The organism is Halomonas sp. A40-4, from assembly GCF_015767635.1.
Taxonomy (GTDB): domain Bacteria; phylum Pseudomonadota; class Gammaproteobacteria; order Pseudomonadales; family Halomonadaceae; genus Vreelandella; species Vreelandella janggokensis.
The window spans coordinates 2,506,545-2,526,147 of record NZ_CP065230.1 but is presented as its reverse complement, the minus strand read 5'-3'; the positions used below and the strand labels follow the sequence as shown (position 1 = coordinate 2,526,147).

Annotated in this window: 16 protein-coding genes and 1 tRNA gene; 15 read left to right on the top strand and 2 right to left on the bottom strand. The window is 55.7% G+C overall.

Annotated features, from left to right (window positions below; genetic code table 11):
• Positions 1-81: 81 nt before the first annotated feature.
• On the top strand, positions 82-2,343 hold the full coding sequence (gene ptsP / locus IT895_RS11775) for a phosphoenolpyruvate--protein phosphotransferase (RefSeq protein WP_085920236.1): 2,262 nt from the start codon (positions 82-84) through the stop codon (positions 2,341-2,343).
• A 9-nt stretch (positions 2,344-2,352) separates the two neighbouring features.
• On the opposite strand, the gene IT895_RS11770 is transcribed toward ptsP, so the two are convergent.
• Positions 2,353-3,123, bottom strand: coding sequence for an NRDE family protein (locus IT895_RS11770; RefSeq protein WP_199283552.1), 771 nt, complete (start codon positions 3,121-3,123; stop codon positions 2,353-2,355).
• Between the two features lie 178 nt (positions 3,124-3,301).
• Here IT895_RS11770 and IT895_RS11765 point away from each other — a divergent pair, with 178 nt between their 5' ends.
• From IT895_RS11765 to hutC, 12 genes are all read left to right on the top strand, one after another.
• A complete protein-coding gene (locus IT895_RS11765) occupies positions 3,302-4,474 on the top strand; it encodes a response regulator (RefSeq protein WP_199283551.1) in 1,173 nt (390 codons plus the stop codon).
• Positions 4,471-5,271, top strand: a complete 801-nt coding sequence (locus IT895_RS11760) for a sulfite exporter TauE/SafE family protein (protein ID WP_199283550.1) — start codon at positions 4,471-4,473, stop codon at positions 5,269-5,271. Before IT895_RS11765 ends, IT895_RS11760 begins: the two co-directional genes overlap by 4 nt.
• Before the next feature lie 86 nt (positions 5,272-5,357).
• Complete coding sequence (gene lgt, locus IT895_RS11755; protein ID WP_199283549.1) at positions 5,358-6,146, top strand: prolipoprotein diacylglyceryl transferase; 789 nt, start codon at positions 5,358-5,360, stop codon at positions 6,144-6,146.
• Positions 6,147-6,238: 92 nt separating this feature from the next.
• Complete coding sequence (locus tag IT895_RS11750; protein ID WP_309781007.1) at positions 6,239-7,066, top strand: thymidylate synthase; 828 nt, start codon at positions 6,239-6,241, stop codon at positions 7,064-7,066.
• Entirely contained in the window at positions 7,063-7,596 is a 534-nt protein-coding gene (locus IT895_RS11745) for a dihydrofolate reductase (RefSeq protein ID WP_199283548.1), read from the top strand. The genes IT895_RS11750 and IT895_RS11745 overlap by 4 nt, the downstream gene beginning before the upstream one ends.
• Before the next feature lie 45 nt (positions 7,597-7,641).
• Entirely contained in the window at positions 7,642-8,433 is a 792-nt protein-coding gene (locus IT895_RS11740) for a ProQ/FINO family protein (RefSeq protein WP_199283547.1), read from the top strand.
• A gap of 260 nt (positions 8,434-8,693) precedes the next feature.
• Positions 8,694-9,827 (top strand): porin, encoded by a 1,134-nt coding sequence (locus IT895_RS11735; protein WP_199283546.1) that lies wholly within the window; start codon positions 8,694-8,696, stop codon positions 9,825-9,827.
• 109 nt (positions 9,828-9,936) lie between these two features.
• The gene (locus tag IT895_RS11730; protein ID WP_199283545.1) at positions 9,937-10,920 is read left to right on the top strand and encodes a hypothetical protein; all 984 of its coding nucleotides are present in this window, start codon (positions 9,937-9,939) and stop codon (positions 10,918-10,920) included.
• Between the two features lie 358 nt (positions 10,921-11,278).
• Positions 11,279-13,237 carry a sensor domain-containing diguanylate cyclase gene (locus IT895_RS11725; RefSeq protein WP_233337232.1) on the top strand — a complete coding sequence of 653 codons (1,959 nt, stop codon included), beginning with the start codon at positions 11,279-11,281 and terminating at the stop codon, positions 13,235-13,237.
• A gap of 127 nt (positions 13,238-13,364) precedes the next feature.
• The gene (locus IT895_RS11720) at positions 13,365-14,312 is read left to right on the top strand and encodes an AEC family transporter (protein WP_199283544.1); all 948 of its coding nucleotides are present in this window, start codon (positions 13,365-13,367) and stop codon (positions 14,310-14,312) included.
• A gap of 50 nt (positions 14,313-14,362) precedes the next feature.
• Positions 14,363-14,439, top strand: a tRNA-Arg gene (locus tag IT895_RS11715).
• Between the two features lie 564 nt (positions 14,440-15,003).
• On the top strand, positions 15,004-15,720 hold the full coding sequence (gene hutC, locus IT895_RS11710; RefSeq protein ID WP_199283543.1) for a histidine utilization repressor: 717 nt from the start codon (positions 15,004-15,006) through the stop codon (positions 15,718-15,720).
• A 47-nt stretch (positions 15,721-15,767) separates the two neighbouring features.
• Here hutC and IT895_RS11705 read toward each other — a convergent pair whose 3' ends face one another.
• Entirely contained in the window at positions 15,768-17,090 is a 1,323-nt protein-coding gene (locus IT895_RS11705) for a YjiH family protein (RefSeq protein WP_085920248.1), read from the bottom strand.
• A 310-nt stretch (positions 17,091-17,400) separates the two neighbouring features.
• On the opposite strand from IT895_RS11705, the gene hutI reads away from it, so the two are divergent.
• Together hutI and hutG are read left to right on the top strand one after the other, a co-directional pair.
• Complete coding sequence (hutI, locus tag IT895_RS11700) at positions 17,401-18,615, top strand: imidazolonepropionase (RefSeq protein ID WP_199283542.1); 1,215 nt, start codon at positions 17,401-17,403, stop codon at positions 18,613-18,615.
• Positions 18,605-19,567, top strand: a complete 963-nt coding sequence (gene hutG, locus IT895_RS11695; protein WP_199283541.1) for a formimidoylglutamase — start codon at positions 18,605-18,607, stop codon at positions 19,565-19,567. The genes hutI and hutG overlap by 11 nt, the downstream gene beginning before the upstream one ends.
• Positions 19,568-19,603: the final 36 nt, after the last annotated feature.

Genomic DNA, 19,603 nt, shown 5'->3' with positions numbered 1-19,603 from the left:
ACTGCCGCCCTGCGATAGGGTGGAGGTTGACGGCCAAGAAATTCCTCAGCGAGTCAAATAACAGTGAAAAGTAAAACGTCCATGCTTGAGGTTCTGCGCCGCGTTATTCAGGAAGTGAATGGCGCGCGCAACCTGGATGCTGCATTGGCCACCATGGTGCGGCGCATTCGCAAAGCGATGCAAACCGATGTGTGCTCTTTTTACCTTTACGATAAAGAGCTTGAATCCCTTGTGCTCATGGAAACTATCGGTCTGCGCACTCAGGCCGTCGGGCAGGTGGTGCTTCCATTAGGCGAGGGTCTGGTGGGGCTCGTCGCCAAACGCAGCGAGCCGCTTAACCTCGAAGATGCTCAATCTCATCCCCACTTTCGCTATTTTGAGGCGACCGGCGAGGAGCGTTATTCGAGCTTTCTGGGTGTTCCCATCATCCATCAACGTCTCATGCTGGGTGTGCTGGTCGTGCAGCAAGCCGAGCAGCGCCAGTACGACGACGAAGACGAAGCCTTCCTGGTGACCATGGCGGCTCAGCTCGCGGGTGTGTTGGCGCACGCGTTGGCGACAGGCAATTTAAACCGCCGTGCGCTGCCCAGTGGGCAGACCATGTTCAAGGGCGTGGCTGCGTCGCCGGGTATGGCGATGGGTGAGGCCGTGGTGATCACTCCGCCATCGGATCTCAACAGCGTGCCTGATCTGGTCCCCAGTGATGAGGACTTCGAAGTCGCGCGGCTCAAGGAGGCCATTGGCAAAACGCGCGCTGAAATCCGTGCGGCGGCTGAACGATTGGTCAATCGTATTTCGACCCAGGAGTTGGCGCTGTTCGACGTTTATCAACAAATGCTGGGTGAAGCAGCGCTTTCAGAGGAAGTTGAAAAACGTATTCGTGAAGGGCAGTGGGCACCTGGTGCCCTGGCCGACGTGGTTCGACGTCATGTGCAATACCTTGAGCGCGTGGATGATAATTATCTGCGCGAGCGGGCGGCGGATATTCGCGACCTGGGGCGCCGCGTGCTGGCCCACTTGCAGGAGGATTCCCCCTCAACGCCGGAGACCTATCCCGATAACGCCATACTGGTCGGCGATGAAATCAGTGTTGCGATGCTCGGTGAGGTGCCCCGCGACAAGTTGAAAGGGCTGGTGTCGGTGCGCGGTTCGAGTACGTCTCACGTGGCGATTGTTGCCCGCGCAATGGGCATACCCACGGTGCTTGGCATGGTGGATCTGCCGCTTCCGCGCCTGTCGGGAGCGCCAGTCGTGCTCGACGGCCACCGGGGGCGGTTATTCGTCAGGCCTGCCCCTGAGTTGAAAGCCCGCTATGAAAGCCTGATTGCCGAAGAAGAAGCCCTCAGTGAACTGTTGTCGCACGAACAGGATCTGCCCAGCGAGACGCCGGATGGTCATGATATGCCGCTGATGGTGAATACAGGGCTTGCTGTCGATGCCGCTGCCTTGCTCAAAAGCCGTATTAGTGGCGTGGGGCTTTATCGTACCGAAGTGCCGTTCATGATTACTGAGCGTTTCCCAGGCGAGAAAGAACAGACACGACTCTACCGCGATCAGTTGGAAAGCTTTTCGCCGCTACCGGTGGTCATGCGTACGCTGGATATCGGCGGCGACAAAGACCTGCCGTATTTCCCGATCGAAGAAGCCAACCCCTTCCTGGGCTGGCGCGGTATGCGAGTGACCCTGGACCACCCTGAAGTCTTGATGGTTCAGCTGCGGGCGATGCTGAAAGCGTCCAAGGAACTCGATAACCTCTACGTACTTTTCCCGATGATTACCAACGTCGAAGAAGTGGACGAAGCACTGCGATTGCTGGACCGTGCGATCCTGGAGCTAGGCGAGGAGGGTATCGACGTAGAGCGTCCCAAGGTAGGGGTAATGATCGAGGTGCCGGCCACTATCTATCAAATGGATGCCCTGGCCAAACGGGTGGATTTCTTCTCGGTGGGCAGTAACGACCTGACTCAGTACCTTCTTGCGGTAGACCGTAACAACCCGCGCGTTTCTAGCCTCTATGATGCACTGCATCCAGCGCTGCTTGGTGCGCTGCAGGAGCTGTCCCAGGATGCACAACGACTCAAAAAGCCTATTTCGTTGTGCGGTGAGCTGGCCGGTGACCCGTCGGGGGCATTACTGCTAATGGCGATGGGCTTCACCAGCCTGTCCATGAATGCCCCCAGTCTGCCCAAAGTGCGCGCGGCGATTCGCCGTGTTCCTTTCAGGGATGCCCAGCAGTTGCTGTCGGAAGTCATGCTGCTGGATACGCCTGCTCAGGTGCATATGCACCTGGATAAACGGATGGATGACTGGCAGCTCTCGCATTTGCTCCCCCCGCGTGACTAGATGCGTTGCTCAGCGCTCGCAAGGGACGCTGAGCGTCGTTTCTCCTTCAAATGTCCCACACGGCCCAAAACGTTGCTCGGTGAGAGAGATGTCGCCATTGTCAGCTAGCGTTAACCAACTGGTGGCACGTGTACCGTAGCGTTCGCCGACGATAAACGCTGCTGATAGCTGTTTTTCAAGTTCGGTTCCCACGCCGGTATCCGGTAGTGCGGATAGGGAGGCTTGGCGGGGATCCTGGAAGGCGTCCAGCGCCTTCCCCGGGAAGTGCATGGGGTCAACCTCTTCAAGCGCAGCTCTGGCCGTTAGCAGTTTCGGCCATGGGCTGTTGAGTGTCGCATTAGACAGGCCGTGAATGCCCGCCGACACTTCATGGAGTGACACCTGCTCGCGGCCGCGATGCAAGCACCAAAGCTGAGTCGGGGTGGCAACCAGCAAGTTGAACCCCGCGTACTCAGTTGCCCCGCCGTCAGCGAGGTTGTCTAACCAGACCAAGATGTTGTCGCACTCCAATGCTTGTTTCACCAGATGCCCGCGGCTTGGCGCGCCAGGCGCTGAGGCCAGGGCAGGATCACGAACATTGGTAATCGCCGCGACCCTGCCCTGATGGTTGGCGGCAAGCCAGCTTCCTCCTGCCACCAGATCGCGTCCACCTACCAGGCAGGGAGCGTCCTGCCAGGTTGCGAGGGGGGCTGTTGGTCGCGCGTGGAACTCATCGCGGTTGCCGATCAGTTGCAAAGGGGTTGCAGATTCGGGATGCCAGCGGAAAGCGATTAAACACATGGAGGGCTCAATGTCAGGTTAGTGTTTCAGACAGTGCGTACATGACACTCCACGCGTCTCGACGTACACTTGCTGCCTGTCATTTCCTACACTAACGCAAATTACCGCAAAAATTCGTGGATTATCAGGTTTACGCATTCGTTCGAGTCAATTTGCCAGAGAGGAAGGCGCTTCTTTTATGCAACCTAGTCAGCGGGAACATTTCTGGAACACGTTGATATGGCCAGTGCTTTGGCCATTACTACTCCTGCAGGCCACGCTGGTGGTGCTTTGCGTGCTGTTGGTTTGGCTGATTGGCTGGGTTTCGCCTGGCTACGCCTCATGGAGCATTTCGCTATGGTTGATGCTAGCACTACTGGTTGGCAGTTGTTTGAATGTGGCGGCGTTTTTGATGCTTGTGAAATCACGTGCCAAGCACAAAGAAGCGCGCCTGATGCAGCAGTTGGTTGAGCTCGAGAGGCATACGCAAGCCATCAGCCAGCAAATGTCGACAGCGTATTCTCAACAAGCGTCAACGCTTGACGAACTCCCTAAAACACCGCCTTTCGCACGCATTGCTAACGTTAATCGGGTGTTGGCAAGCCTGTCGACGTCGATGGCTGACGGCTCTTTATCAACACCGGAGAAACCGGCCAGCGCTGACGAAGATGCCAAGGTGCTACTCGATGACCTGCATGACCAGCAGCAGCAGGTAAAACGTTTGCTCGCCGGGCGCGACCGAGCGCGAGAAGAGTCGCGGCTCAAATCCGAGTACCTGGGCTTGTTACAGCGCGAGACCGATGCGCTGTTTGCACGTTTGAGTGAGCAGTTAAATAGTGAAGTCAGCGAAGATTGTCGGGCCAACATGCTCGAGGTGCGCGAGCGAATCGCCGATATCCGGGCCTTGCTAATGAACCTGGTGCAAGACCGTGACGTCCAGACTGAGGCTTCCGATCCAGCACCGGTGGCAATGTCGCTGCGCGTGCTGGTTGTCGATGACGGCCCTGTTAATCTCATGTTAGCGCGTCAGATGCTCGAAAATCACGGCCTGCATGTCGAGGGCGTGAGCAGTGGAGAACAGGCGCTGGAGCGTCAACAGCAAAGCGATTTTGACCTTGTTTTCATGGATATTTTCATGCCCACGCTCAGCGGGTTGGAAACGACCCGTCGCTGGCGGGAGGTTGAGGCAACCCAGGGGAGTCGCAAAAGTGTTCTCGTTGCGCTTACGGCGAACGCTGACAATATGGGGCAGGACGAATGCTTGTCTGCAGGGCTCGATGATCTGCTGACCAAACCCTATCAGCCGGACACCCTGCTGGGCATCATTGCCAAGTGGTTTCCCGATAATCAACGAACACCGTCTGGCGCATGAGCACCTTGACGATAACGTTAGGCTATTGGCTGCTTGGCGCTGTCGCCGGCACGATGGCGGGTCTTTTTGGCGTCGGGGGCGGGTTGATTATTGTGCCCGCTTTAGCCGCGGCCTTTACCCTGCAAGGGCTATCGCCAGATGTTGTGATGCACCTTGCCATCGGTACCTCGCTGGCTACCATCGTGGTAACGGGAACGTCATCCACATTGGGCCACTGGCGACGGGGAAGTATCCATCTTGCCTGGTTTCTCGCCTTGCTACCCGGGTTGATGGCCGGTGCCATACTGGGGGTGCTGGTTGCCGGGCAGTTGGAAGGGCCGCTGCTGGGTACGTTGTTTGGTCTGTTTGTCCTGTCGGTGGCTGTTAAAATGGCGCTGGGGTTCAGGCCTTCGCCACGCCGGGGTGCCCAGACACCTCGTTATGCGATGGTTCTGGCAGGGAGTGTCATTGGGGGCGTGTCGGCGTTGTTTGGCATCGGCGGTGGCACCTTGGCGGTTCCATGGCTGTCACGCTGCGGGGCGAGTGTAACCCAGGCGGTGGCGACATCAGCCGCTTGTGGTGTGCCTATCGCGTTATTCGGCACCGCCACTTTTGTATGGATGGGCTGGAACAATTCCCTGTTGCCTCCCTGGGCCACGGGGTATGTGATGTGGCCAGCCTTTATTATCATTGTCATGACAAGTATTCCCTTCGCCCGCCTGGGCGTTCGATTGGCACACCGACTGCCCAGCCATGTCTTGCGCTGGGCATTTGCGGCCCTGCTCACCGTTGTGGGGCTTAAGTTTTTATTGAGCTAGACATCGCTCAGCGAGGCATGGTCGTTGAGCTAATCGCGTTAATCCTATTCAGACATATTAATAGACCCACTAAGTAGAGAGCCTAGATGATTAATTATCCAACAATCGACCCGGTTGCCATCGCCATTGGGCCGCTGCAAGTTCATTGGTATGGGCTGATGTACGTCGTGGGGTTTGTGGCCGCCTGGTGGTTGGGTTGTCGGCGAGCGGCGCGAATTGGGTTGAACCGGGACGATATCGGCGACTTGCTGTTTTACTGTGCCATCGGGGTGGTCGCCGGAGGGCGCTTAGGCTACGCGCTGTTCTATGGCCTGGGTCAGTGGACGGCCGACCCGCTATGGGTGTTTAAGGTCTGGGATGGCGGCATGAGCTTCCATGGCGGCCTGATAGGGGTGCTGCTGGCGGCCTGGCTCTTTGCGCGGCGTAAGCAATTGGCCATATTGACGTTAACCGACTTTATTGCCCCCCTGGTGCCCATTGGGCTAGGCGCTGGCCGCATCGGTAATTTCATAAACCATGAGCTGCCCGGACGTATCACCTCGCTGCCCTGGGGGATGCCATTCCCCGGTATGGGGCCGGAACCGCGTCATCCATCGGCCCTTTACGAAGCGTTGTTAGAAGGCCTCGTGCTGTTCTGTATCATATGGTGGGCATCGGCCAAACCGAAAGCGCGCGGCTTTATCTCAGGCCTGTTCTTGCTTGGTTACGGCATATTCCGCTTCCTGGTCGAGTTTTTCCGTATGCCCGACGCCCATATCGGCTTTATTGCCTTTGGCTGGGTGACCATGGGCATGTTGCTGACGCTGCCCATGATCGCACTGGGCACCGTGTTGATTGCCTGGTCGCGCCAACAGCCGGTGGATGCAGTTCGGTGAATTTTGGATAGTGAGTCGTCAGTGGTTCACTGTTCGCAGGCGGCTCACATGTATAGAATAGACGTTAATTGATGACTTGATCTGGGATTGCCGTGACTGCAACGACGCCGATGAAAGAGGCTCTCGAACAGCCCTATTTGGATTTAATGCAACTGGTATTGAATCAGGGAACCGATCGCCATGACCGCACCGGGGTGGGCACCCGCTCGGTGTTTGGCCACCAAATGCGCTTCGACTTGTCGCGTGGTTTCCCGCTGTTGACCACTAAAAAGCTGCATTTGCGCTCGATTATTCATGAGCTGCTGTGGTTTTTAAAAGGCGATACCAACATCGCCTACCTGAAAGATCATGGCGTGCGTATCTGGGATGACTGGGCGGATGAAAACGGCGACCTGGGGCCGGTTTATGGTTATCAGTGGCGTAGCTGGCCCGACCCCAAAGGCGGCAGCGTTGATCAAATTGCCAATGTGCTGGAGCAGATTCGCACGTCGCCCCAGTCTCGTCGGCTGATAGTGTCAGCCTGGAACCCGGCTCAGGTGGACGATATGCAACTGCCGCCATGCCATTGCCTGTTCCAGTTTTACGTGGCGAACGGGCGACTTTCCTGTCAGCTTTATCAGCGCAGCGCCGATATTTTCCTGGGCGTGCCGTTCAATATCGCAAGCTATGCCTTGCTGCTGAGCATGGTGGCTCAGGTGACCGGGTTAGAGCCTGGTGAGTTTGTGCATACCTTGGGCGATGCCCACCTTTACAGTAATCACTTGGCCCAGGCGGAGCAGCAGCTTGGGCGCACACCCAATGCACCGCCGCGGTTGAACCTGAACCCCGAGGTCAACGATCTCTTTGATTTCCAGTTCGACGATATCGAGATAGTCGACTATCAGCCACACCCCCACATTAAAGCAGCGGTGGCGGTATGAGCGAGTTCGAGTCGTTGGTACCGGTGGCCATGATCGTGGCCATGGCGAAAAATCGCGTTATCGGGGTGGAAGGGCAGTTGCCCTGGTACTTACCCGAAGATCTGAAATTCTTTAAGCGCATGACCCAGGCCAAACCGCTGGTGATGGGGCGTAAGACCTTTGCCTCGATTGGCAAGCCGCTGCCGAATCGGTTAAACATAGTGGTGACCCGTCAGGAAGCGTTCGCTCACGACGGTGTTCGAGTCTGTCACGACCTGTCGGCAGCACTTGCGCTGGCGGATCAGCAGGCAACCATTGAAGCGGCCGAAGAAATCATGGTGATGGGCGGGGGAGAAATATATCGTCAAGCCATGCCGTATGCGACCCGACTCTATGTCACAGAAGTTGACATTGAAGTGGAAGGTGATGCGTACTTTCCCTTGTTAGACCCCAGCGAGTGGCGTGAAACGCAACGCGTAGCCGGGCAGCCTAACGAACAGCAGCCTGATTATGCGTTTGTTACTTACGAGCGCATCGTGGCAGAGGCCTAGCTGTGTTCAAGCTGTGTCTAAAAGCACCGCGAAGGAGAGCCCAGAATGTCGGTTAGCACTAAATCGGTAAGCGCTGAATCAAGCCCTATGGCGTTATTGGACGATCTGGAACGGCGCTTGATGCTCACGCAGGCAGAGCTGGCCCAGTTGCGTGCGGAAAACGCCAAGCTAAAGCAGCAACTGGCTCAGGCCCCCGGGTCGACGCCATCGGAAGCAGAGGCATCTGATGCTCAACAGTCGGCTTTTGAGTTCGTAGGCTCAAATGAAACAGACGAGTCTGAGCTCGAAGCGACGGCCTCGTCAGCGGTTGATGTTCCCGCGCAAGGGGCGCCCGGGTCTGAGCCTCCATCGCCGCATGCACTGCTGGCACAATGGTACAAACGCTACCCTAAAGCGTTTTTCAAGGGGCATACCCAGCCGCTGAAGGTGGGTATACACCACGATTTGGCAGAGCGTGAGCCATGGTCGGGTAAGCTCATTCGCCGCGCGCTGGCAAACTACGTCAATCTGCCGCGCTATATAAAGTCGGTGCGGGAGGGGGCCACTCGGATTGATCTGGAAGGCAATGAAGCGGGAGTGGTAGACGCGGAAGCCGCGCGCCATGCGGCCCAAAAGCGTGCCCAGCAGGTGTCTTCTCCGCCAAGTGAGCCTGTCCAGGCGACCAAGGAAGCCCCCTCTCGCGCCAAGACGGCAAAGCCCAAGAAACCCAAGAAACAAACATCTGAAAAAGCGGGTGGCAGCGCAAAAAATACACCGACGGACGCTAACAAACCGCAAAAGCAACTTAGCCTGGAAGATAAGCTCTTGGGCTTGCAGCAGAAATTTCAGGACCGCTAGGACCCCGCTTAAGTGGGCTTGGTTCCAAAAAAAATCACAAATAATAAAAAAACAGTGTTTTTTTCTATTGCGTTCCTCTGAATCCCGGTATAGAGTTTGCCCTGCGAGCATTGGAATATAACAAGGTGTTGTTGAGGAAGTGCCGCATTGAATTGGGAATGCTCCCGTCAGTGACACAAGAGCACACCCAGCATCCCGGCTGTCGACCTTAGGTCGGACAGAAACGATCAAAACAGTAAGCTTGTTAAGGAACCTACACCATGAAAAAGACACTTTTAGCGACTGCTATCGCTGGTGCTGCATTCGCCTCTGGCGCCCAGGCAGCTACCATCTACAACGAAGATGGCACCAAACTTGATCTGTACGGCAACATTCAGATTGCCTACAAAAGCATTGATCAAGGTGCTGATGGCAGCGAAGACGAAATTTTTGACAACGGCTCAACAATTGGTTTTGCTGGTGAACATCTGATCACTCGTGATTTAACTGGCTATTTCAAAGCTGAGGTTGAGCACGACGCAGACGAAGCAAAAACTGCTGGCGGCCTCGACACTGGTGACCAAGCTTACTTGGGTCTGAAAGGCAACTTCGGTGATCTGCGTGTCGGTTCTTGGGATCCGCTGATCGACGATTGGATTCAAGACCCGATCACCAACAATGAATTCTTCGATGTGACTGATTCCAACAGCCGCATCGTAGGCATCGAAAGCCGTGAAGGTGATAAGTTCACTTATACCTCTCCATCTTTCAGCGGCTTTACTTTTGCCATTGGTACTCAGTATGAAGGCGATGCTGAAGGCGGCGGTACTGTCAATACTGGCGGTGATACCGGTGCTAACATTACCGTTAGTGACGAGACTGGAAGTAACGCATCCGCTTTTGCTGGTGTTGAATACTCAGCGGGCGCTTTCTCTATCGCTGCCGTTTATGACGATCTGGGTAATAACGATGGTACTTTCACCGGAACAGATGCTGACGGCAACGCTGTAAGCGGCGACTATGACGCTGGCGAACAGTACGGTATTACTGGTCAGTACACCGTTGACACGCTGCGTGTTGCTCTCAAGCTGGAGCGTTTCCAGTCTGACAGTGACTTCTTGGCTGATACCAACTACTACGGCGTTGGTGCTCGTTTCGGTTATGGCAACGGCGATATCTACGGTGCCTACCAGTATGTTGACGTTGGCGGTGACGATTTCACCGATACTGCTGATGCAGCCTTCACCAGCGGTGACTTCCCGAACGAAGTTTCTGACGAAAGCTACAACGAAATCGTTCTGGGTGCCACTTACAACGTTTCTGACGCAATGTACACCTTCATCGAAGGCGCTATGTACGATCGTGAAAACGACGAAGATGACGGCGTAGCGGTTGGTGCTGTCTACTTGTTCTAAACCCTCTTTCGAGACATGGGGGTTCCCAGTCTCCTAGGGTTTTGATATATAAAGCCGATCCCTTAGGGGTCGGCTTTTTTATATGTGGGTACAAATGGAGAGTGGTGTTATGAAGAAAGTAACGTTGACGGCTAGTCTGCTGGCTCTTGGAATCTGTATTGCGAGCACTCCCGTCGTCGCCAGTACCATCGAAGAGCGCTTTCGCGAAGAAGGCAAGCAAATGGATTTGACGCGTTTTCTTAGCTCCGAAAACGATGCCCGCAGTCGTAGCTTTTTTTACGGTAGCGTTCACGAGCATGACTTCACGGTGGATGAGGAAGGCACTTATATATTCAGTAGCCAGGTGCCGGCGGGAGAGTCGGATGACTACCGTGTTGATGTTGTCTTGATGGATGATGCGGGCAATGTAGTCGCACGTGATGAACTGAACAGTAATGAGCGGTTGAGCCAGACACTTGTGCCTGGCGACTACGTTTTGCAGGTACAGGGCTATAAATACGGCAGCACGAGCACCGGCGGCAACAGTTTTTATGTCACCGTGGGTGGGCAGAATGTTGACCAAGGCATTTCAACCGGTGACGCCATTGCCTTTACGGGGAATCGTCGCGAAGGCGGCCAGTCAGCCTTTGTACGCCGATCAGACACGGTGGTCGCCATTGCTGCCAGTAATGATTCTGTTTCTCAAGAAGAGCCCGCTTCATCGTCTAACACCAATGAGCGAGTAGCCAATAACGCGGCCGGCCAAGCATCGAATTCTGAAAGCCGTCAAGGCTTCCAAGAAATCGTCACCGACGTGAAAATTCGTGCAAAAGGGGAGGTGCTCAACTTCGAAATGCTCGAGGCCGGGCCTATTCTCATTACCACTTCCACCTTCGGTAATAACAGCAGTGAGTACCGTATCGTGGCAGAAGTCCTGAATGACCAAGGCCAAGTTGTAGCCCGTGATAGTGGCGAAGGTTTTGATGGTGATATTGATTTACGCACTGAGTTGCCACAAGGCCGTTACAGCATCCATGTTCAGGGGCAAAAATTCGGTGGTGCTCGTTCAGGTGTTAACAATTACGAGTTGAGAGTTAAGCGTCTTGATCCATAACACATCATTCATATGCATCGATAAGCCCCAACAGCGTTGGGGCTTAAGGATCGAATCCTGCCGGTTTTTACCCTTGTCCTATGACGACTTCACAATGTTGACCGAGCTGCTATACCGATGCCGATATCGTTACAGAGCTCTGTGGTGACAGATGTTTACTAGAAGGAGTTGTCATCAGGGTATGAGTCACGCTTGATTCTTTTGTCGTAAACGCTCAGGTAACGGTACTATAGGCCGATATACAATCAAGATAGCAATTTCCTACGTTGAATATTCGGCAAAGTAAGCGAGGTGCGAGGGTTTGGTTCGCTGGTTAACACGCAAAACTTGCATCGGCTCGCTTCAGAACCGAATGCTGATGGGACTGGCTATTACCTGGCTACTGGTTGTGATGCTGGTACTGGGGATGGCCTGGCAGTTAGGCAATTCCATGGTAAAGGCCACCAATATGGCGCACTTGCGCTATGAATCGACGTTGGTGGCTGACGAGGTTACCGAGCAGATAGAAGCCCGTATTGATGCGTTAAGTCGTCTCGACAGCCAGGTCGAGGACGATGAGAATCGTGACGCCATACGCGCCACCCTGAAACGCAATGAAGCCCTGATGGCCTGGTTCGAAGGTGTCGTCGTCGCCAATAAAGAAGGGCAAGTGATTGCCGACTGGCCGAATGTTGCCGGGCGTGAAGGGTTGGATACCTCTCAGTTGGAATACTTTAAAATGTTGCGTGGCGCACAAAGGCCTTATGTGAGTGAGCCCTTTGTGGGCCGTGCCAGCGGTATGCCCATGGTCCTGATCAGCGTGCCGCGCATTGATGAACGCGGTGAGTTTAAGGGCTTTTTAGGCGGGATTGTCAGTCTTGATTCCGGTGGCCTGTTTGATCGCCTATCGCGTGTAAGATTAGGCGGAGAAGGCTACGTCGGTGTGGCGACGGCGTCGGGGAAGATTCTTTATCACCCTAACCGAGACCTGATCATGACCGATGTGCCGGATAGGGATTTCAATCCCTGGCTCAATCTGGCATTGGATGGCTGGGAAGGTGAGTCCATCGGCTCGCTGCTTAACGGCCAGGAGGGTTTTCAGTCCTACGGTCAGGTTTGGCCGGCAAACTGGGTCGTCGGCCTGTACTTGCCCAGTGATCAAGCCCTGGCGCCGCTGAATGATTTTCTGCAGCGACTGTGGTGGCTCGGGGTTGCGCTGACACTGCTGATGCTGCCGGTACTCTGGTTGATCCTGCGCCGCATGCTGTCGCCATTAAAGCATTTAGCCAAACAGATCGGGCAAGTGGGGCGTGGTGAGCGCGCGCGAGTGGAGCTTGGCACCCGGATGCAAGAGTTGCAGCACGTGGCGGGCACCTTCAATCGCGTTGAGGACGAGCGCCAGGTATTAATGGCCAACCTTCAAGAGCGTGAAGCCTTTCTTGACTCTGTGCTGAATGCCACTCCCCAAGGCATGTTCGTCGCCAATTTTGATGGCGACATTACCTATATGAACCCTGCATTGCTCGATATGCTCGATATCCAGCCGAATACCCCGATGGAGACCTGGCTACATAAAATTCATTCGGATGATCGGGGGGGCGCCAAGGATATGTGGCAACACAGCTTGAAGTCCGGAAGCGATTTCGTCCGACAGTTGCGCTTTATGCGCAATGAGAAAGAAACGCTATGGCTGGATATTCATGCGCGAGTGGTCATGCTCTCCCAGGGCGGACATTCGCTGGGATTGGTGGGAGTGGTCAAGGATATTACCGAGCGTCGCGAGCAGGAGGCCATTCAGCGCTGGGAAGCCGAACATGATCCGCTAACCGGCTTGCTTAATCGGCGCGGTTTCGAGCGGCGCCTTGATGATGCTTTTGCTGAGTTTCAAAAGACCAGCACGCCTTCGGCGCTATTGTTGTTTGACCTTGACCATTTCAAGCCGATTAATGATGAAGGCGGTCATGCGCTGGGTGATGAAATGCTTAGGCGCATTGCCCAAGTGGTGGCCTGGGAGGTGCGTCGCAGCGATCATGTTGCCCGTCAGGGCGGTGATGAGTTCGGCGTTCTTCTGCCCAGCTGTACCTTGAATCAGGCACAAAAAATAGCTGAATCCCTTTGTCATTCAGTGGGGGAAATTTCGGTTGTTCATGAAGGCAAAGAATATAGCGTAACGCTAAGCATTGGGGTCACGACCTTCCATGAGGATGATGGCAGTACTGAGGACGCAGTGGCTCGTGCCGACGCCGGAAGCTACGCGGCGAAAGACAAAGGCCGCAATGGGGTGGTAGTCAATTTGCATGACGAAAAAGAAGCTGACTTTGTTCATCTTTTTGAGTAGTTTCTAGCCTAGCCTTTCCCACCCAGCCTTTCATTACTTCCACTTTGGTCGACAAAACCCCGCCAACCGTAGAATATAAGCAGGTGCTGTTCTTGATATTGATATTCAGGAAAAGAGATTGCCGCCTGTGAGCCTATTTGAACTTTTTGCCCGGACCCTTGATGTTACGTTGCCTGTCTTTGCCATGGTATTCATTGGTTTGGGCTTAAAGCGACTGGGCTGGATTGATCGGGCATTCGTATCCACCGCCTCTGCACTGGTCTTCAGGGCGACCTTGCCGACGCTGATCTTCCTGAGCTTGATTAAAGCTGATCTGGCCGTGGCGCTGGATATACCGCTGTTGGTGTTTTTCGCCTTGGCGACGCTTTGCCAATGCGCGCTCAGTTGGGGGTGGGCGCGCTTTCGGATCCCGCGTCGGGAGCGTGGTGTCTATGTGCAAGGCGCATTTCGCGGTAATTGTGGCGTGGTGGGGCTGGCCCTGGCGGCGGGCATGTACGGCAACTATGGTCTTTCAGCAGGTAGTTTGTTGCTGGGTATTGTCATCGTTACATATAACGTTCTTTCGGTCGTTATGCTGGCGATGTACCAGCCTGGCCAGGCCACCGACTGGCGAAGTCTGCTCTGGAAGATCGTTACCAACCCGCTGATTATCGCCGTAATAGCCGCGCTGCCATTCACTGCCTGGTCAGTTGAGTTGCCCCGTTGGTTGATGACATCGGGCGATTATTTTGCCTCTCTTACCTTGCCGCTGGCACTGATTTGTATCGGGGCCACTCTGTCGGTTAGCAGTCTGAGAGATAATCAGGAGGTTGCACTAAGCGCCAGCGTGATGAAAATGGTCATTCTTCCCGTCTTGTCGACCGGAGCTGCCTGGCTGATGGGGTTTTCCGGGCAATCGCTGGGCCTGCTTTTTCTCTTCTTTGCCAGTCCTACTGCGGCAGCCAGCTTTGTCATGGTCAAAGCGATTGGTGGTAATGTCGCCTTGGCAGCCAATATCATTGCCATCACCACACTGATGGCCAGCGTGACGGTAACCGTTGGGATTTTTGCGTTGCGATTGCTCGGCTGGATATAGCCATGCCTTGGCCTGGGTTGGCCGAGACGTTATAATCCGCCTGCCTATAAGTCCCTGTAGCTCAGCAGGATAGAGCAGCCGCCTCCTAAGCGGCAGGTCGCAGGTTCGAATCCTGCCTGGGACGCCAATTAAATCAGTTGGTGAGTTGTGCATTTCCCTTAGTGTTTCCGCTGCATTTTCATTTCGCCTCCGCAGGTGCCCCTCAAACTCTCGCTTCTGTCAGTTATTCAAAACCTTCCTTGCCTTTGATTCCGCAGGTTTTTCAGAAATCGAATGTTATTTCATCAACCTATTAGCCCGGACTGGTTTAACAGGTAAACCCAAGAATTATTCGATGTGTGAGCTTTTTGTATGCCTGGCTAACAAATAGTTATAGACATTCCACCCATAATTCTTGTGTTTAGTTCATACATAAGGACTTTAATGGAAATAGTGTCAGATGATTCTTTCTTAACAGATATAAAGCTTTTTAAGCGTGACTCGATTTCGCGATCGGCGTTGTGGCGGCGACTGGAGGAGAGGAACGTGCCTCCAGGCAGCAGAGTTGAACCTCGCGCGATAAAGGTTATTGGTAGAGGTTCACAGCTTCACATCACTGGTATGCCTAACAACGCGAGAAAGCGTTTGTGACTTTGCTTTAACGTGTAAACTATATGTATATACATTGTTGGCAGTGAAAAAAGGTGCTTTTATGGCTAGCTCTTCTCCTCTCTACCAGCAGATACAGAAGCATCTGCTGGACAAAATAAAAAGCAACGAATGGCCATCGCACCATCAGATCCCACCAGAAGAGAAGCTGGCACGTGATTTCAATGTCAGCCGCATGACCGCTAACAAAGCGATCCGTGATTTGGTGCAGAAAGGGTATCTGACGCGCCAGCCAGGGCTCGGTACCTTCGTGACCGACCGCAAGGCCGAGTCATCGCTGGTCGAGGTGTACAACATCGCTGAGGAGGTGCGTTTACGTGGACACCGCTATGACAACCAAGTGTTGATCTGCGAAGCCATTGAGGCCGATGACGAGGTGGCGTTGCGCCTGGGGGTCAGGCTTGGTAGCCGCGTCTTTCATACCTTGATCGTGCATCTGGAGGATGAGGTGCCGATTCAACTGGAGAAGCGCTACGTCAATCCACGCTGGGTGCCAGACTATCTAGATGCCAACTTCACCACTCACACTCCCAATGAGGTGTTGGTGGCCGCCTGCCCCATCACCGATGTCGAACACATCGTTGAGGCGATTCTGCCCGAAGCACAGGCTGCCGAATGGCTGAGTATTGATACGGCTAGCCCCTGTCTCAGCATGATTCGGCGCACCTGGTCTGGTGAGCAACTGATCAGCTACGCGCGGCTGCTCCATCCTGGGGAGCGGTATAAGCTGCGTTCATCAATGCATCGAGAGCTGAGCTGACCCCGCGGGTAGCCAAGACCAACGCCAATGCAAGTTTGACGGTGGACTCAGCCAGTTAGTGTCTGCACCAAATAACCGGTGGGTACCGCCAGCAACAGGCTCAGCGCCACGCGGATAAACCACACGATCAGCATCTTTCCCACCGTCAGCGGGATGCTGGTTGAGAGAATACAGGGGATGGAGGCCGAGAAGAACAGGACGGCGGAGACCGACACCACTCCCGCGGCGAAGCGAGCGGCGAACTCGGCCTCAGCCATCAACAGCGCCGGTAGGAACATCTCGGCAAGCCCGGCAGCAGAGGCCTGAGCCAGCATTGCGGCGTCCTCCAACCCCCACACGGCCACGAATGGGTAGAACACCCAGCCCAGCCATTCGAACAACGGCGTGTACTTGGCAGCCAACAACCCTAGCAGGCCCACCGACATAATCGACGGCAGGATGCTGATTGCCATCACCAACCCTTCCTTGAAATTAAGCGCCACGCTGCGATGTAGGCTTGGTGCTTTGGCTGCCACCTCCAGCCCGACCTGCCAGGCGGTAACCAGCCGCTTACCGGGTTCAGCCTCCGGTTCGCCATCCTCCACACTGTCATCCATGCGCGAAAGTGGCGGGAAGCGGACGGTGACCGCGGTGACGATGAAGGTGATCAGGAGTGTCAGCCAGAAGTAGAGGTTCCACACCGCCATCAAATCGAGGGTCTTGGCGACGATGATCATGAAGGTGGCCGAAACCGTGGAAAAGCCAGTGGCGATGATAGCCGCTTCTCTGGCGGAGTACTGCCCCGCCTGATAGACCCGGTTGGTGATCAGCAGTCCGATGGAGTAACTGCCGACGAAAGAGGCCACCGCATCGATGGCACTGCGCCCCGGTGTGCGCCAGATGGGGCGCATCACCGGTTGGATCAGCACGCCGATCAGCTCCAGTAGCCCGAAGCTGATCAGCAGGGCCAAGAAGATAGCGCCGATGGGCACGATCAGACCTACTGGAATCACCAGCTTGTCGAACAGAAAAGGCAGTATATCGGGCTCGTGTAGAAAGGCGGGTCCCCAGCCTGTCAGTGCCATTAGTGCCGCGATGACCCCGAGCAGTTTTAGCACCGTGAATAGGCGTTCTGTGAGGTTGCGGTTCCAGTAACCACGGACCAGCGGGTAGGCAGCACCCGCCACGATCAGCGCCAGCGCATAGAGTCCGCTGGCATCACCCAATAGACTGCGGGCGCCGGTCACCATGTGATCAAGCAGAATCGTGCTGTGTCCATTGATCTCGACCGGAACGAAGAAGATCAAGATACCCAGGGCACTGGGTAGGAAGAGCTTGAGGATGGTGATGCGGCTGGCCCGCTGTTGGGGGTTGTCGCTTGGGGGTTGCATGGCACACCTCTTGATGGTGATGGCGGAAGAGAACATTCTGCTTGTTAATGTATATACATAATTTACGCCCCAGATCTTATCCGAGCCACTCTTTGTGATTAGACATTGGTCTAGTTAAAGAGTGGTTTTTATCATCTTGCAGCTCGACGATTTATAAATAAACAATTGAAAAATATATAAAATTTTTTATTTTCAATGTTTTTTTCTATCCAGCAGATACACCTTTGAACAATATTCAGGGGGTGACTCGGCGCGTCTTCGGAGCTAGTCTAATTGTATATACATAACATGCCTTATCCGAGGAGGTTCCATGTCTAACACCGAAAAGCGTCGTTTGTGGCGCGACGTCAGTGTCTTCGACGGTCTCCACACCCTGCCGGAGCCCATGGCCGTGATTACTCAGGGTGGTCGCATCGTCTCTCTGGTTGCCATGCATGACTTCGTTGAGCATCAGGCTGAAGGCTGTGACGAGATGGGGCGTGGCGGAGTCATGACCCCTGGCCTGGTGGACTGTCACACCCATCTGGTGTTCGGCGGTTCCCGTGCAGACGAGTTCGAGGCGCGCCTGGAGGGAGTTGGCTACGAAGAGATTGCCCGCCGCGGAGGCGGCATTCTAAGCACCGTGTCGGCCACTCGCGATGCTAGCGAGCAGGCGTTGTTCGAACTGGCTAAGCCGCGCCTTGAAGCATTAATTGCCGATGGTGTCACCACCGTGGAGATCAAGTCCGGTTATGGACTGACGGTCAAAGACGAACTGAAGATGCTGCGAGTGGCGCGCCGCCTCGGTGAGGCACTGCCGGTGCGTGTGGAGACGACACTGCTTGGCGCGCATGCGGTGCCGCCAGAATTCGAGAATGACAGCGACGGTTATATCGACCTGGTGTGCCAGGAAATGATCCCGGCTGCAGCAAAGGAAGGCTTGGCCGATGCCGTTGACGTGTTCTGCGAGAAGATCGCCTTCTCGGTGGCCCAATGCGAGCGGGTGTTCGAGGCGGCTGAGGCCCATGGCCTGCCAATCAAGGCCCATGCCGAGCAACTCTCCAATCTGGGCGGCACCGCCATGGCGGCCCGCCACGGGGCGCTCTCCGCCGACCATGTCGAGTACCTCGATGCGGCTGGGATTGCGGCCATGCGGCAGGCCGGTAGCGTCGCCGTGATCCTGCCGGGGGCTTTCCATACTTTGCGTGAGACCCAGCAGCCGCCCATCTCAGCACTGCGCGAGGCAGGCGTGCCCATGGCCGTGGCCACCGACGCTAATCCGGGCAGCTCGCCGCTGTTCATGCCGACCCTGATGCTCAACCTGGTCTGTACCCTGTTCCGCCTGACGCCTCAAGAAGCCCTGGCCGGCATGACCGCCCATGGCGCTTCCGCTCTTGGTCTCAAGGGCGAGGGGCGGATCGAGGAGGGTGCCCGCGCCGACCTGTGTGTCTGGGACATCGATACCCCGGCTGCGCTGGCTTATGCCGTCCAACCAGGACGCCTGCGTCAGCGGCTGTTCCAGGGAGAACTGACTCATGCCATCTGATACTCCGCTCGAAAACGCTATCGACATGACGCCCTGGAAAGGACGCACCGATCCCGAGCCCCATAGCGAGCGCTGGCACCAAAAAGTTCAGCCACTGAATGGGAGTGGCGCCCCGGGCTGTGCGTTGCTGGGCTTTGCTTGCGATGCGGGAGTGGCGCGCAACCAGGGCCGTGTGGGTGCTGCCGAGGGACCCGCCGCATTGCGCCAGGCACTAGCTCCGCTAGCTTGGCACCGTTGCGGTCCAGCCTATGATGCCGGTGACGTGCGCTGTAAAGGCGACGCCATGGAAGATGCCCAGCAAGTCCTGGCTGATCGTCTGAAACCATTGCTCGACGCTGGCCACCGACCCATCGTGCTAGGCGGCGGCCACGAGATCGCCTATGCCAGCTGGACGGGGCTCGCCCAACACCTGGCAGGTCGAGGCGAGACCGCGCCGCGAGTCGGCATCATCAACTTCGATGCCCACTTCGATCTACGCGACCCGGCTAACGTACGCTCCTCCGGCACGCCGTTCTCGCAGATCGCCGACGACAGTCAACAGCGAGGTTGGCCGTTCCGCTACGCCTGCTTGGGCGTGAGCCGGGCCGCTAATACCCGGGCGCTGTTCAACCGAGCGACCGAACTCGGCGTGCTGGTCCGCGAAGACCGGGACTTCGACACGCGTTACCTCAATGCCATCCAACGTGACTTGGAACGGTTCATCGCCCGTTGCGACCACCTCTACCTGACCATCGATCTGGACGTGCTGCCTGCCGCCGAAGCGCCTGGGGTGAGTGCCCCGGCTGCTCGTGGCGTCTCGCTTGCCCTGATCGAGCCGCTGATTGAGCGCATTCGAGACAGCGGCAAGCTGCGCCTGGCCGACCTGGCGGAGCTCAACCCCGGCCATGACATCGATGGCCGCACCGCCAGGGTGGCGGCTCGCCTAGTGCACCTGCTGACCCTGAATGATTAAGCGCTTAAGGCTCAACGTTCCTGATCACGAACATCA